General features: G+C 69.8%; 10 protein-coding genes and 1 other RNA gene. 2 read left to right on the top strand and 9 right to left on the bottom strand.

Features of this window, described 5'->3' with window-relative positions; all coding sequences use genetic code 11:
* Positions 1–10 precede the first annotated feature (10 nt).
* From AU194_RS00050 to AU194_RS00025, 6 genes are all read right to left on the bottom strand, one after another.
* Entirely contained in the window at positions 11–871 is an 861-nt protein-coding gene (locus AU194_RS00050; protein ID WP_059087213.1) for a TIGR03619 family F420-dependent LLM class oxidoreductase, read from the bottom strand.
* Positions 871–3,846, bottom strand: coding sequence for a bifunctional [glutamine synthetase] adenylyltransferase/[glutamine synthetase]-adenylyl-L-tyrosine phosphorylase (locus tag AU194_RS00045; protein WP_059087212.1), 2,976 nt, complete (start codon positions 3,844–3,846; stop codon positions 871–873). The genes AU194_RS00050 and AU194_RS00045 overlap by 1 nt, the downstream gene beginning before the upstream one ends.
* Positions 3,847–3,870: 24 nt before the next feature.
* On the bottom strand, positions 3,871–5,211 hold the full coding sequence (gene glnA, locus AU194_RS00040; protein ID WP_059087211.1) for a type I glutamate--ammonia ligase: 1,341 nt from the start codon (positions 5,209–5,211) through the stop codon (positions 3,871–3,873).
* 58 nt (positions 5,212–5,269) lie between these two features.
* The gene (locus AU194_RS00035; RefSeq protein ID WP_059087210.1) at positions 5,270–6,796 is read right to left on the bottom strand and encodes an alpha/beta hydrolase; all 1,527 of its coding nucleotides are present in this window, start codon (positions 6,794–6,796) and stop codon (positions 5,270–5,272) included.
* Between the two features lie 64 nt (positions 6,797–6,860).
* Positions 6,861–8,378 carry an alpha/beta hydrolase gene (locus AU194_RS00030; RefSeq protein ID WP_197417468.1) on the bottom strand — a complete coding sequence of 506 codons (1,518 nt, stop codon included), beginning with the start codon at positions 8,376–8,378 and terminating at the stop codon, positions 6,861–6,863.
* Between the two features lie 59 nt (positions 8,379–8,437).
* On the bottom strand, positions 8,438–9,829 hold the full coding sequence (locus AU194_RS00025; protein ID WP_059087208.1) for a wax ester/triacylglycerol synthase family O-acyltransferase: 1,392 nt from the start codon (positions 9,827–9,829) through the stop codon (positions 8,438–8,440).
* Between the two features lie 155 nt (positions 9,830–9,984).
* On the opposite strand from AU194_RS00025, the gene panB reads away from it, so the two are divergent.
* Positions 9,985–10,833: a 3-methyl-2-oxobutanoate hydroxymethyltransferase gene (panB, locus tag AU194_RS00020; protein ID WP_059087207.1), complete on the top strand. Its 849-nt coding sequence runs from the start codon at positions 9,985–9,987 to the stop codon at positions 10,831–10,833.
* On the opposite strand, the gene AU194_RS00015 is transcribed toward panB, so the two are convergent.
* Positions 10,830–11,609, bottom strand: a complete 780-nt coding sequence (locus AU194_RS00015; RefSeq protein ID WP_059087206.1) for an enoyl-CoA hydratase/isomerase family protein — start codon at positions 11,607–11,609, stop codon at positions 10,830–10,832. The genes panB and AU194_RS00015 overlap by 4 nt on opposite strands.
* Before the next feature lie 87 nt (positions 11,610–11,696).
* On the opposite strand from AU194_RS00015, the gene AU194_RS00010 reads away from it, so the two are divergent.
* Positions 11,697–13,172 (top strand): CYTH and CHAD domain-containing protein, encoded by a 1,476-nt coding sequence (locus AU194_RS00010; RefSeq protein ID WP_059087489.1) that lies wholly within the window; start codon positions 11,697–11,699, stop codon positions 13,170–13,172.
* Here AU194_RS00010 and AU194_RS00005 read toward each other — a convergent pair.
* Positions 13,165–13,356, bottom strand: a complete 192-nt coding sequence (locus tag AU194_RS00005; RefSeq protein ID WP_059087205.1) for a hypothetical protein — start codon at positions 13,354–13,356, stop codon at positions 13,165–13,167. The genes AU194_RS00010 and AU194_RS00005 overlap by 8 nt on opposite strands.
* Before the next feature lie 22 nt (positions 13,357–13,378).
* Positions 13,379–13,783, bottom strand: an RNA gene (rnpB, locus tag AU194_RS01855) — RNase P RNA component class A.
* Between the last annotated feature and the right edge of the window lie 133 nt (positions 13,784–13,916).

Here is a 13,916-nt window from a genome sequence, read left to right as displayed (position 1 = left end):
CGCCTTCGCCTCAGGTGTCCAGTCCGAGGTCGACGCGGAACCGTTTCATCCCGTCGATCTTCTCGGCCAGCGTGGCGTCGGCCCCGGTGTAGAACATCCACGGCATGGTCAGGATGTGGGTGATCCCGGCGGCTTCCGCGCGGTCGTAGTCGGCCCGCACCAGCGCATCGGTCAGCGGGGTGAGGATCGTGTAGTCGTCGACCGAAAGGCCTGCCGCACGGCGCAACTCACGCAGCTGGCCAGCCACCGCGATCGCGCGGTCGGTGGTGATCAGATCGCCGATCCAGCCGTCGTTGCGGGCGGCACGCCGCAGTGCCACATCGGACAGGCCGCCGACGTAGATCGGGATGTGCGGCGGGCTCGGCTCCATCTCCAGGCGCGGCGTCGAGTAGAACTCCCCGTCGAATTCGGTCCAGCCCGGCGACCAAAGCGCATTGAACAGGTCGAGCATCTCGTCGGTGCGAGCGCCCCTGCGGTCGAACCGCTGCCCCATCAACCGGAATTCGTCCTCGCACCAGCCGACGCCGATGCCGAGTTCGACACGGCCGCCGGCCAGCGTCGATGCGGTGCCGATGGCCTTGGCGGCCGAGTACGGATCGCGCATCGCGGGGACATAGACGGTGGTGACGAACCGCAGCCGGGTGGTGACCTGCGCCAGCGCACCGATGAGCACCCACGGGTCCGGCCAGTGCGTGAACGGCTGCCACCGCCGCTGCCCGTCGCGGGTATAGGGATACGGCGTCGCGAGCGTCTCGAGGTTCACCACGTGATCCGGCACGCCGAGCCCGTCGTATCCGAGTTCATCTGCGGCGCGGGCGATCTCGACGATCTCGCTGGTGTCGACGAACGCCGGGCTGACGTAGAACTTCATCAGCCGCCGAAGACCTTGCGCACCACCGTCTTCGCACGCCGCGTCACCCGCAGGTAGTTGTCGAGGAACTCGCCGCCGTCGTCGTCGCCCCACCCGGCGGCCACCGCCACCGCGTTGAGCATCCGGCCGGGGCCGGGCAGCTGGTCGGTGGGCTTGCCGCGGACCAGGACAAGCGCGTTGCGGGCCCGGGTCGCAGTCAGCCACGCCTGGCGCAGCAGGTCGACGTCGCCCTCGGCGATGAGTTCGGCGGCGCCGATCGCGTTGAGCGCCTCGAGCGTCGACGTGCAGTGCAGGGCGGGCACCTTGTGGGCGAACCGCAGCTGCATGAGTTGCACGGTCCACTCGATGTCGGCGAGCCCGCCGCGGCCGAGTTTGGTGTGGGTGTTGGGATCCGCACCGCGCGGCAGCCGTTCGGCGTCGACGCGGGCCTTGATCCGCCGGATCTCCTGCACCGCTTCGGCCGAGACGCCCCCGGCGGGGTACCGGGTCTTGTCGACCATGAGCAGGAACCGCTCACCGAGTTCGAGGTCGCCGGCGACGCGGTGCGCACGCAGCAGCGCCTGCACCTCCCACGGCTGGGCGTACTTCGTGTAGTACGCCTCGTAGGACGCCAGCGTGCGCACCAGCGGTCCGTTGCGTCCCTCGGGCCGCAGCCCGGTGTCGACCTCCAGCGGCGGATCCGAACTCGGCGTCCCCAGCAGGGACCGCACCCGTTCGGCGATGCCGACCGCCCACTTCACCGCGACGGATTCGTCGGCGCCGTGGCAGGGTTCGCACACGAACATCACGTCGGCGTCCGAGCCGTAGCCGAGTTCCTGACCACCAAGCCGGCCCATGCCGATCACCGCGATCCGGGCCGGCGGGCCGCCCTCGGGGGCGTTGGCGCGCATCACCGCATCGAGCGCGGCCTGCAGCACCGACACCCACAGCGCGGTCAGCGCGCGGCACACCTCCGTGACGTCGAGCATGCCCAGCACATCCGCCGAGGCGATCCGCGCGAGTTCGCGCCTGCGCAGCGTGCGCGCCGCGGCGATGGCCCGCACCGGGTCGGCGTGCCTACCCGCCGAGGCCACCAGCCCGCGCGCCATCGCCTCCGGTTCGGTGTCGAGCAGCTTCGGGCCGTTGGGGCCGTCGGCGTACAGCTGGATGACCTCGGGGGCGCGCAACAACAGGTCCGGGATGTAGGCCGAGGTGCCCAGCACCCGCATCAGCCGTTTCGCGACGGCACCCTCGTCGCGCAGCGTGCCCAGGTACCAGCGCTGGTCGGCCAGCGCCTCGCTGATGCGGCGGTAGGCCAGCAGGCCGGCGTCGGGGTCGGGGGTGTCCGACAGCCAGTCCAGCAGCGTCGGCAGCAGCACCCGCTGCACGCGGCCGCGCCTGGTGCCCTCGCCGGTCAGCGCCGCCAGATGGGTCAGCGCACTCTGCGGACCCTCGTAACCCAGTGCGGCCAGCTGCCTTTCGGCCGCGGCGGTGCTCATCCCGGGTTCGATGCCCACCGTGGGTTGGCCGACCGACTCCAACAGCGGCTGGTAGAAGAGTTTGGCGTGCAGCCGCGACACCCGCAGGCTCTGCCGCTTGAGTTCCTCGCGCAACACGCCGAGCGCGTCGTGCTGCCCGTCGGGGCGGACGTGGGCGGCGCGGGCCAGCCAGCGCAGCGCCTCGTCGTCGTCGGTCTCGGGCAGCATGTGCGTGCGTTTGAGCCGCTGCAGCTGCAGCCGGTGCTCGAGGAGCCGCAGGAACTCATACGACGCGGTCATGTTGGCGGCGTCGTCGCGGCCGACGTAGCCGCCCTCGGCCAGCGCGGCCAACGCGTCGACGGTCGACGCCACGTGCAGCGATTCGTCGTTGCGGCCGTGCACGAGCTGCAGCAGCTGCACGGCGAACTCGACGTCGCGCAGGCCGCCGGTGCCCAGTTTCAGCTCCCGGGCCCGCACCCCGGCGGGCACCAGCTCCTCCACCCGGCGCCGCATCGCCTGCACCTCGGGGACGAAATCCTCACGTTCGCAAGCCGTCCACACCATCGGTGCCAGCGCCTCGATGTACTGACGGCCCAGCTCGGCGTCACCGGCGGCGGGCCGCGCCTTCATCAGCGCCTGGAACTCCCAGGTCTTGGCCCAGCGCTGGTAGTAGGCGACGTGGGAGTCCAGGGTGCGGACCAGCTGGCCGTGTTTACCCTCCGGACGCAGCGCGGCGTCGACTTCGAAGAACGCGTCGGCGGCGAAGCGCATCATCTCCCCCGCCACCCGGGTGGAGATCCGGATGTCGGACTCGGCGGCCTCCCCCACTACAAAGATCACGTCGACGTCGCTGACGTAGTTCAGTTCGCGCGCACCGCATTTGCCCATCGCGACGACGGCGATCCGCGGCCGCTGACCGTCGCCGCACACCGAGCGCATCGCCACCTCGAGCGCACTGGCGAGTGCGGCGTCGGCCAGATCGGACAGGTGCCGGCCGACCGTCGTGAACGGCAGGACGGGTTCGTTCTCCACCGTCGGCGCGGTGTCGAGCGCGGCGAGCACGAGCAGCCGGTCGCGGTAGAGGTTGCGCAGTGGCGCCATCGCCGCAGCACTGTCGGCGGCCGCTTCGGCCAGTGCGGTGAACTCCTCGCGCAGCGCCTCGGCGCTCGGCAGCGCGACCTTGCCCGCGAGCAGCCGCCATCTGTCTGGATGGGCCACGAGGTGGTCACCGAGGGCCAGCGACGAACCGAGCACCGCGAACAGCCGTCCGCGCAACGGTTTGTCGGTCAGCAGGACGCCGTTGAGTTCGTCCCATTCGTCGCCGAGCGCCTCGGCCAGCCGCACCATGGTGTGCAGCGCGCTGTCGGCGTCCGGGGCCCGCGACAGCGACCACAGCAGCTCGACGTGGCGGTCGGTGTTCCAGCCCAGCTGATCCAGCAGCGCAGGCGCCTGTTCCTGCACCAGCCCCAGGCGCCCGACACTGGGCAGCTTGGAGCGCTCGGTCGACGGTCTGGCCACGCTGCTGACGTTACCGCGCCCGGCCTACAGCGAGAGGTAGGCCTGGATCTCGTACGGCGTGACGTGGCTGCGGTAGGTCTCCCACTCGGCGCGCTTGTTGCGCAGGAAGTAGTCGAAGACGTGTTCCCCCAACGCTTCGGCGACGAGTTCGGAGTTCTCCATCTCGCCGAGCGCGACGCCGAGGCTGCTGGGCAGCTCCTTGTAGCCCATGGCCCGGCGCTCCTCGGGCGTCAGGCTCCACACGTTGTCCTCGGCCTGCGGGGCGAGCACGTAACCCTTCTCGACACCGCGCAGTCCGGCGGCCAGCAGGACCGCGAACGTGAGGTAGGGGTTGCACGCCGAATCGGGGCTGCGCACCTCGATGCGGCGCGAGGACGCCTTGCGCGGGGTGTACATCGGGACGCGCACCAGCGCCGAGCGGTTCGCCGCACCCCAGGACGCCGCCGTCGGGGCCTCCCCGCCGTGCACGAGCCGCTTGTAGGAGTTCACCCACTGGTTGGTGACGGCGCTGATCTCGCTGGCGTGTTCGAGGATGCCCGCGATGAACGACTTCGCGACGTCGGAGAGCTGCAGCGGATCGTCGGGGCTGTGGAAGGCGTTGGTGTCGCCCTCGAACAGGCTCATGTGGGTGTGCATCGCCGAGCCGGGGTGTTCGGCGAACGGTTTGGGCATGAACGACGCCCGCACGCCGTCGCCGAGCGCGACCTCCTTGACGACGTAGCGGAACGTCATCACGTTGTCGGCCATGGACAGCGCGTCGGCGTAGCGCAGGTCGATCTCCTGCTGGCCGGGGGCGCCCTCGTGGTGGCTGAACTCCACCGAGATGCCCATCTGCTCGAGCGCGTCGATGGCGTGGCGGCGGAAGTTGGGCGCCGAATCGTGCACGGCCTGGTCGAAGTAGCCGCCGTTATCAGCAGGGACGGGCACACTTCCGTCGTTGGGGCCGGGTTTGAGCAGGAAGAACTCGATCTCCGGGTGGACGTAGCAGGAGAAACCCAGATCGCTGGCCTTGGCGAGCTGACGGCGCAGCACGTGGCGCGAGTCCGCCCACGACGGTGATCCGTCGGGCATCGTGATGTCGCAGAACATCCGGGCGGAGTGATGCTTACCGGAGTGGTCGGCCCACGGGAGGACCTGGAACGTCGACGGATCGGGCCGGGCGACCATGTCGGCCTCCGAGACGCGCGCGAAGCCCTCGATCGACGAGCCGTCGAAGCCGATGCCCTCCTCGAAGGCGCCCTCGAGTTCGGCGGGCGCGATCGCCACCGACTTCAGGTAACCGAGGACATCCGTGAACCACAGTCGGACGAAACGGATATCGCGTTCCTCCAGCGTGCGGAGCACGAATTCCTTCTGGCGATCCATGACCGCGAGCGTAGGTTCCGGCTGTTAATTCTGTGTTACGGCGCTGCTCCGGAGTTTTTCAGCATTGCAGATCGTTGGGTGGCACCACACCGTCGACCAGGTAGCGCACCACGGCGGTGTCCACGCACGCGTCGCCGTTGAAGACCACGGTGTGCTGCTTACCGTCGAACGTGATCAGGGATGCGCCCATCTGCCGGGCCAGCGCGACGCCGGCCTCGTACGGGGTGGCCGGATCGCCGGTGGTGGACACCACGACCACCTTGCCGGGGCCCGGGTTCGTCGCGGGCCGCGGCGCCGAGGTGGCGGGGACCGGCCACAGCGCGCAGATGTCGCGCGGGGCGAATCCGGTGAAGGCACCGTAGGACAGGAACGGCGCGGCCTCGCGGAACCGCCGATCCGCCTCGACCCACACCGCGGGCTCGGTCGGCGACGGCGCGTCGACGCAGCGGATCGCGGTGAACGCGTCCTGCCGGTTGGCGTAGTGCCCCGCGGCGTCTCGGCGTTGGTACTCGTCGGCGAGCGCCAGCAAATCGCCGGGGTCGGTGCCGCGTTGCAGTCCGAGCAGCCCGCTGGTGAGGTACGGCCAGAACCGGGGGCTGTAGAGCGCGTTACCGGTTCCGGTGATCGCGTCCTGATAGCTCAGCCCGCGCGGGTCGGAGGTGGTCGCGGGCTGGGCGACCAGCGGGTCGACGAGTTGGTGGTACCGCGCGACGAACTGGGTGGGATCGCTGCCGAGCGGGCATCCGGCGGATCTGGCGCAGTCCGCGGCGTAGGCGTCGAACGCGCGCTGGAAACCGGCCTGCTGCGCGACGGATTCGTCGATCGGGTTCAGGCTCGGGTCGACCGCCCCGTCGAGCACCATCGCGCGCACCCGGTCGGGGTAGCGCGCGGCGTAGGCGGCGCCGAGTTCGGTGCCGTAGGAGAATCCGAGGTAGTTGATCTGGTTCTCCCCCAGGGCCGCCCGCACGACGTCCATGTCCTGCGCGGCGGCGGCGGTGCCGATGTTGGCGAGGAAGTCGAGGCCCATCCGGTCGACGCACTGCTGGGCCAGCGTGCGGTAGACGTCCTCGATGTGCGCGACGCCGGCCGGGCTGTAGTCGGCCAGCGGTTCGCGTCGGTAGGCGTCGAATTCGGCGTCGGTGCGGCAGCGCAGTTGCGGGGTGGAGTGCCCGACGCCGCGCGGGTCCCAGCCGACCAGGTCGAAGTGCCTGCCGATCTCGGTGTCGGCCAGCGCGGCGCCCATACCGGCCACGGTGTCGACCGCCGAGGCGCCCGGCCCGCCGGGATTGACCATGAGCGTGCCGATGCGATCACCGGTCGCAGGGACCCGGATGACCGCGAGTTGGGCCTGGGTGCCGTCGGGTCGGTTGTAGTCCACCGGCACCGACACCGTCCCGCACTGCGCGCCGGGTATACGGCCCGCGTCCACCCACTGCTGACACGTTCCCCACACCGGCGGTGCACCGAATCGCTGGGTGGCCTGCCCCTCCGGGGTCGCCGACGCCGTACCCGCGGCGACGGCCGAGGCGACGAGCGCCAAGGCGGCCAGCATCGAACCCCACCCTGCCCGCCTCATGGCGATCATGGTCGCACGGGCGGAGCGCCCGGGCGCAGCCCGCAGGCAAACGGTGACCGGGCTGTGACCGGGTTCAGCGGCACCGGGTGTCCGGCGGCGGGACCTTGACGTCGATCAGGTACGTGGCGGCGATGTCGTCGACGCACGGGTTGCCCTGGAAGACCACGGTGTGCTGGGTGCCCTCGAAGGTGAGCATCGTGCCGCCCAGTTGGCGGGCCAGGTCGACACCGGCCTGGTACGGGGTGGCCGGATCGTTGGTGGTGGAGACCACCAGGATCGGGGGCAGCCCGCTGACCTTGATCTCGTGCGGTTCGGTGGTCGGCTCGACGGGCCAGAACGCACACGTGGACAACGGTGCGTGCCCGGTGAATTCGCCGTAGCTCATGAACGGCGCGACCTCGCGCAGTTTGCGGTCCTGTTCGGCGATCTTCTCGCGGTCGGTCACCGGCGGGCGGTCCACGCAGTTCACCGCGACCCGCACATCGGTCGAATTGTTGTAGTGGCCCTTGGCATCCCGGCGCATGTACAGGTCGGACAGCGCGAGCATGGTGTCACCGCGCCCGCGCTGCAGTTCGGACAGCCCCTGGGTGAGGTAGCGCCACAGGCTCGGCGAGTACAGCGTCTGGATGGTGCCGACGACCGCATCGCTGTAGCTCAGCCCGCGCGGGTCGTCGGTCTGGGCCGGTTTGTCGACCAGCGGGTCGACCAGGCTCTTGTAGACCTCGACGGCCTTGGCCGGATCGGTGCCCAGCGGACAACTGGCGCGCTGGGCGCAGTCGGCGGCGAAGTTGTCGAACGCGGTCTGGAAGGCGGTGGCCTGCCGGATGTCGGCCTGCAGCGGGTCGGCGTTCGGGTCGACGGCGCCGTCGAGGATCATCGCCCGGACCTTCTCCGGGAACTGTTCGGCGTAGGCCGCACCGATGCGGGTGCCGTAGGAGTAACCGAGGTAGGTCAGTTTGTCGTCGCCCAGCGCGGCGCGCATCGCGTCGAGGTCCTTGGCGACGTTGACGGTGCCGATGTTGGCGAGGAACTCCTTGCCGGACTTGTCCACACAGCGCTGGATGAACGCCTTGGTCTCCCCCTCGATGCGTTCGACGCCCTCCGGCGAGTAGTCGACCTGGGGGTCGGCGCGCAGCCGGTCGTTGTCGGCGTCGGAGTTGCACCACACCGCCGGGGTGGACGATCCGACGCCGCGCGGGTCGAAGCCGACGACGTCGAACCGTTCGCGGACCGACGGCGGCATGGTGTTGAGCATCGACGCGGCCGCCTCGACACCGGATTCGCCGGGCCCGCCCGGGTTCAGCAGCAGCGAGCCGATCTTGTCGCCGGTGGCCTTGAACCGGATCATCGCCAGCCGCGCCACGTCACCGTCGGGTTTGGTGTAGTCGACCGGCACCGACAGCAGGCCGCATTCGGCGCCCGCGGGGATGCGGGACTGGTCCGACGGGGCGCCGGCCTGGCACGGCGCCCACTGGATCGGTGTGCCCGGCCGCGGCACCGCGACGACCGCGCGACCGTCGACCACGTTGCTGCAGCCCGCTACGAGCGGCAGTGCGATGACGGTCGCCGCGACCCCGATCCGAAGCCTCATGGCTCCACATGCTGCCATGAACCGCTGCGGACCCTCGCAAGCGCTGGTGGGGCCGCGTTTTACCGGGTCGCGTCGAGCAGTTCGTCGAGCGCGGCGGAGAAGTCGTCGGCCAGGTCCCACAGGTCGGGCAGCAACTCCGGACACGACACGATTCCGACGTCGAGTTTGCCGTTGAGCGACATCACGGTGATGTTCAGTCCGGAGCCGTGGAAGATCGGCCCGATCGGGTACATCGCCTTGACCTCGTTGCCCAGGTAGTACAGCGGCACCTGCGGGCCGGGCACGTTGGAGACGACGAGGTTGAGCACCGGCCGCGCCCCGGACAGCCGGCTCGCGGCGTAGACGCGCATCGCGGTGCCGAACACCGCCGGAGCGGCGAACTGCGTCCAGTCCTGCAGCAGCGTCGCGCCGATCGCCGAATTATGCTGTTTGGCAACGGAATTGGCTTCGGCTATCGCCTTGATCCGGTCAGCCGGGTCGGCGATGTGGGTTTCGAGGCGGGAGAACATCGCCGACACCTGGTTGCGGCCCGGCCGGCCGGACTTGTCGTGCACCGACACCGGCACCGCCGCGATCAGCGTGCTGCCCGGCAGCTGGTCGCGGTCGGCCAGGAACTTGCGCAGCACCCCGGACACCAGCGCCATCACGACGTCGTTGACCTTGACGCCGAAGTGGTTCTTGACCTTCTTGACGTCCTCGAGGTCGAGTTGGGCGAACGCGATGTTGCGGTGGCCGCTCACATTGGCGTTGAACGGGGTCTGCGGTGCCACGAACGGCGGGGCCATCGACAGCCCCGCCCGCGCCCGGCGGACGGTGTCGAGCACGGTGTTCACCGTGGCCGGCAGCGCGTTGACCAGTTTGAGCGGCCGGGTGGCGAACCGGATCGCCCCGTTCACCGCGATCTCGACCTGATTCCCGCCGCCCACGCCCGCGACGGGTTCGGGGTCGGGTGCGTCGGGTTCGGTGCTGCACAGCTGCGACATCAGGCTGGCGCCGGTGACGCCGTCGACGGCGGCGTGGTGCACCTTCGTCACCACCACCAGCGGGCCGCCCTCGCGGGCATCGGTGCCGTCGATGCCCTCGATCACCCACTTCTCCCACAGCGGGCGGGACCGGTCGAGCGGCATCGAGGCGATGTGGCCGATGAACTCCGCCAGTTCCTCGCGGCCGCCCGGCGCGGGCAGTCCGGCGCGATGCAGATGGCGGTCGACGTCGAAGTCCTTGTCCTCCACCCACACCGGATGATCCGGGTTGAACCGGCTGTCGGCGAGCTTCTCCCGGAACTGGGGCATGGATTCGATGCGGCGGGCCAGCGCGTCGCGCAGCTTCTCGAACGTGTAGCCACCGGGCATCGTCGTGGTGTCCAACTCGAGGATCGAGCACACGTGGAGGAGTTGCTGAGCGGTCTCGAGGTACAGGAAGCTGGCGTCGAGCCCGCTGAGCCGTTGCATGCGCTTCAGCGTAGGGGCGATCAGCGGTGGTGTGAGGAAATCCACTCAACAGTTCGTTCACGTCACTGTTACACCAGTGGCAGACTTGGGGCGTCAGACGACCCGGGGACCCGGATGGGCCTCGAGGCTCGAACCGACCATCACGAGGGACAACGATGTCTGAGCAGACTGTGTACGGCGCTGCCGACGATCAGAAGGCCGCCAAACCCCGCGTCAAAGTGCGCACCACCCATTTGCAGAAGTGGAAGGCCGAAGGCCACAAGTGGGCGATGCTGACCGCCTACGACTACTCCACCGCCCGCGCATTCGACGACGCCGGCATCCCCGTCCTGCTGGTCGGCGATTCCGCGGCCAACGTCGTCTACGGCTACGACACCACGGTGCCGATCACGATCGACGAGCTCATCCCGCTCGTCCGCGGCGTGGTCCGCGGCGCCCCGCACGCGCTCGTCGTCGCGGATCTGCCGTTCGGCAGCTATGAAGAAGGCCCTCGCCTCGCGCTGTCCACGGCCACCCGGTTCCTCAAGGAGACCGGTGCGCACGCCGTGAAGCTCGAAGGCGGCGAACGCGTCGCCGAGCAGATCGCGACGCTGTCCGCGGCCGGCATCCCGGTCATGGCGCACATCGGCTTCACCCCGCAGAGCGTCAACGGCCTCGGCGGGTTCAAGGTGCAGGGCCGCGGCGACGCCGCCGACCAGACCATCGCCGATGCGATCGCCGTGCAGGAGGCGGGCGCGTTCTCGGTGGTGATGGAGATGGTGCCCGCCGAACTGGCCACCCAGATCACCGGCAAGCTGACCATCCCCACCATCGGCATCGGGGCAGGCCCGAATTGCGATGGGCAGGTGCTGGTCTGGCAGGACATGGCAGGCCTGACCGCGGGCAGGACCGCGAAGTTCGTCAAGCGCTTCGGCGATGTGGGCGGCGAATTGCGCCGCGCGGCAACGCAGTACGCCGACGAGGTGGCGGCCGGGGTGTTCCCGGCCGACGAGCACTCGTTCTAGGCGAACTCGGCCTTCCGCTTCCCGAGGAATGCGTCGACGCCTTCGCGGCCGTCGGCGGAGTCGGCGCGCTGCGCGATGGTCCGGCCCTCCAGTTCCATCTGCTCCTCCAGCCCGTTGGTGAACGAGGCCGCGAGCAGGGTCTTCACCGCACCGTGTGACGACGCCGAACCGGCGGCCATCCGTTCGGCCACCGCGGTCGCGCGGTCGCCGAGTTCGGCGTCGGGCACCACCTCGGTGACCAGACCCCAGTCGAGGGCCTCGGCGGCCGGGAGCGTCCGGTTGGTCAGCATCAGTTCCTGGGCCCGGCGCAGCCCGATCAGCCGGGGCAGGTGGTAGGACGCGCTGCCGTCGGGGCTGAGACCGACCTTGGTGTAGGCCATCGTGAACGACGCGGATTCGGCGGCGAGCACCAGATCGCCGGCGACCGCGATGCTGAACCCGGCGCCCGCGGCGGCGCCGTTGACGGCGGTGACCAGCACCGCGTCCATACGCGCGAAGGTGGAGATCGCCCGGTGCAGATCGTCGGCGACACCCTTGATGAAGCGGCCCCGCGACGGCGCCGCCGCGAAGGACTTGAGATCGCCTCCCGCGCAGAAGAACCGGCCGGATCCGGTGAGGACGACGGCTTTGGTGCCCGCGGTGTCGCAGCGGGCGGCCGCGTCGGCGAGTTCGGCGGTCATGGTGTCGTTCATGCCGTTGGCCGCATCGGGCCGGTTGAGCACGATCCGCGTCACCGGACCCGACTGTTCGAACGTGATTGCCTCGTATTCGCTCACGAGAGGACTGTAGCGATCGGCGACACCGGGTTTCGTTCACCTGGGTGTGGCAGGCTGGGATGCCCGCACGGACGAGCGAAGGTGGACATGGCAGCCAAGACGCCGAAGACCTCTCGACACACCGAGGTGGAGCGCAAGTTCGATGTCCCGGAGTCGACCGTCTCCCCCTCTTTCGAGGGCCTCAGCGCGATCGCACGGGTGGAGCGGCTGCCCGTCCAGCAGCTCGACGCCGTGTACTTCGACACCCCGGGACGGGATCTGTCCGCGCACCGGATCACGTTGCGCCGCCGCACCGGTGGCCCCGACGCCGGCTGGCATCTGAAGCTGCCCGCCGGGCCCGACGCGCGCACGGAGGTGCGTGCCTCGTTGGACGGACCGGAGGACGAGGTGCCCGAGGATCTGCGCGACGTGGTGCTGGCGATCGTGCGGGACCGTTCGCTGGCGCCCGTGGCGCGGATCAGCACCCGGCGCACGGTCGACATGCTGCACGGCCCCGACGGGGATGCGGTGGCCGAGTTCTGCGACGACGAGGTGACCGCGGCGGCCGAGGGCGGCGACGAACAGCGGTGGCGGGAATGGGAGCTCGAACTCGTCGGGGCGGGTGATGCGAAGCTGCTCGACCGGTTGACCAACCGGGTGCTCGACGCGGGTGCGGCGATCGCCGGCCACGGATCGAAACTCGGCAGGGTGCTCGGCACGGGTCAGGGCGACGACGAGGTGCGGACCCGGGACGAGGATCCAGTGCGCCGCGCGGTCACCGAGCTGGTCGACGAGCTCGTCGAGTGGGACCGCGCGGTGCGCGCGGACGTCGAGGACGCCGTGCATCAGATGCGGGTCACCACACGCAAGATCCGCAGCCTGCTGCAGTCCGCCGGGTCGGTGTTCGGGCTCTCCGACGACGCCTGGGTGCTCGACGAGCTGCGGCAGTTGGCCGCGGTGCTCGGGGTGGCCCGCGACGCCGAGGTGCTCGCGGAGCGGTACGCCGAGGCGCTCGACGGGCTGGAGGCCGAACTGGTGCGCGGGCCGGTGCGCGAGCGGCTCGTCGACGGTGCGCGGCGGCGGTACAAGTCGGGGTGGCGACGTTCGGTGCTCGCGATGCGGTCGCAGCGGTACTTCCGGCTGCTCGACGCGCTCGAGGGTCTGGTGAGCGCGGAACCGGCGGCCGACGGGGAGCAGTCGTCGCAGACCACGATCAACGCCGCCTACAAACGGGTCCGCAAGGCCGCCAAGAAGGCCGCGAAGGCCGCCGAGACCGACCGGGCCGAGGCGTTGCATCGAATCCGCAAGGGCGCCAAGCGCCTTCGCTACACCGCATCGGCCACGGGTGCGGGCAAGGTGTCGGAGCGGGCGAAGGCGGTGCAGTCGCTGCTCGGCGACCACCAGGACAGCGTGGTCAGCCGTAAGCATCTGCTGCAGGAGGCCGACGCCGCGCGGGCCGCGGGTGAGGACACGTTCACCTACGGGGTGCTGCACCAGGTGGAGACCGAGGTCGCCGAGCGGGCGCGCGGGAAGGTGGACAAAGCGCTGCGCAAACTCGACAAGGCGATGCGCAAGGTCAGTTGAGGCTGTACGGCGGCGTCGACTGCATCGCCGGGCCGGTCTGGATCCGGACCCGCAGCATGCGCTGGTAGCCCCGCATCCACAATCTCGACAGCGCCAACGACTCCTCGGGGTAGGGGTTCTCGTCGCCGGGCTCGGCCAGCGAACCCTCGTAGAGAGCGCGGATGTACTCCTGGCGCTTCGACATCGTTTTAGCATGCCCGAAGGGGCGGACGAGTTGGCCTGTAAGCCGGATTCTGTTCCGTGTCGTCATTGCTGACCACACGGCGGCGACCATCCATCTGGACACACCGTCGCCGGGTGCCTCGAGCGGCCTACCCGCAGGCATCGGGCGAGCAACCCTCGGGCGCCTGCGCAGCCGCACGCTGTGCGGCCTTCTTGGCCTTGCTTCGGGTGGGGTTTACCGAGCCACCCCGGTCACCCGGGGTGCTGGTGCGCTCTTACCGCACCGTTTCACCCTTACCACCGCAGAGCCCGAAAGCTCGGCGGTGGCGGTCTGTTTTCTGTGGCACTGTCCCGCGAGTCACCTCGGATTGCTGTTGGCAATCACCCTGCTCTGTGAAGTCCGGACTTTCCTCGAACCGTTTCCGGTCCGCGGTCGCCCGGCCAACTCGTCCGCGCACATCACCGTACCCTCCCTGACACGTCGCCGAGCGCACGGTTGTTGCCGCTTGGGTTCAAGGCGTCTATGCAACAGCGGGTGGATTGAGTGGGTCGCACAGTAGTGCGTCGAGTGTTTCGGCGGGT

Origin of the sequence: Mycobacterium sp. GA-2829 (assembly GCF_001499965.1) — a bacterium.
GTDB lineage: Bacteria > Actinomycetota > Actinomycetes > Mycobacteriales > Mycobacteriaceae > Mycobacterium.
The sequence above is the reverse complement of the archived record's forward strand: the minus strand, read 5'-3'. Positions and strand labels throughout refer to the sequence as shown.

Excerpts from the sequence above, each read along its gene's own strand:
- AU194_RS00050 (WP_059087213.1), bottom strand. The coding sequence starts at position 871 with ATGAAGTTCTACGTCAGCCCGGCGTTCGTCGACACCAGCGAGATCGTC.
- glnA (WP_059087211.1), bottom strand. The coding sequence starts at position 5,211 with ATGGATCGCCAGAAGGAATTCGTGCTCCGCACGCTGGAGGAACGCGAT.
- AU194_RS00035 (WP_059087210.1), bottom strand. The coding sequence starts at position 6,796 with ATGATCGCCATGAGGCGGGCAGGGTGGGGTTCGATGCTGGCCGCCTTG.
- AU194_RS00030 (WP_197417468.1), bottom strand. The coding sequence starts at position 8,378 with ATGAGGCTTCGGATCGGGGTCGCGGCGACCGTCATCGCACTGCCGCTC.
- AU194_RS00025 (WP_059087208.1), bottom strand. The coding sequence starts at position 9,829 with ATGCAACGGCTCAGCGGGCTCGACGCCAGCTTCCTGTACCTCGAGACC.
- panB (WP_059087207.1), top strand. The coding sequence starts at position 9,985 with ATGTCTGAGCAGACTGTGTACGGCGCTGCCGACGATCAGAAGGCCGCC.
- AU194_RS00010 (WP_059087489.1), top strand. The coding sequence starts at position 11,697 with ATGGCAGCCAAGACGCCGAAGACCTCTCGACACACCGAGGTGGAGCGC.
- AU194_RS00005 (WP_059087205.1), bottom strand. The coding sequence starts at position 13,356 with ATGTCGAAGCGCCAGGAGTACATCCGCGCTCTCTACGAGGGTTCGCTG.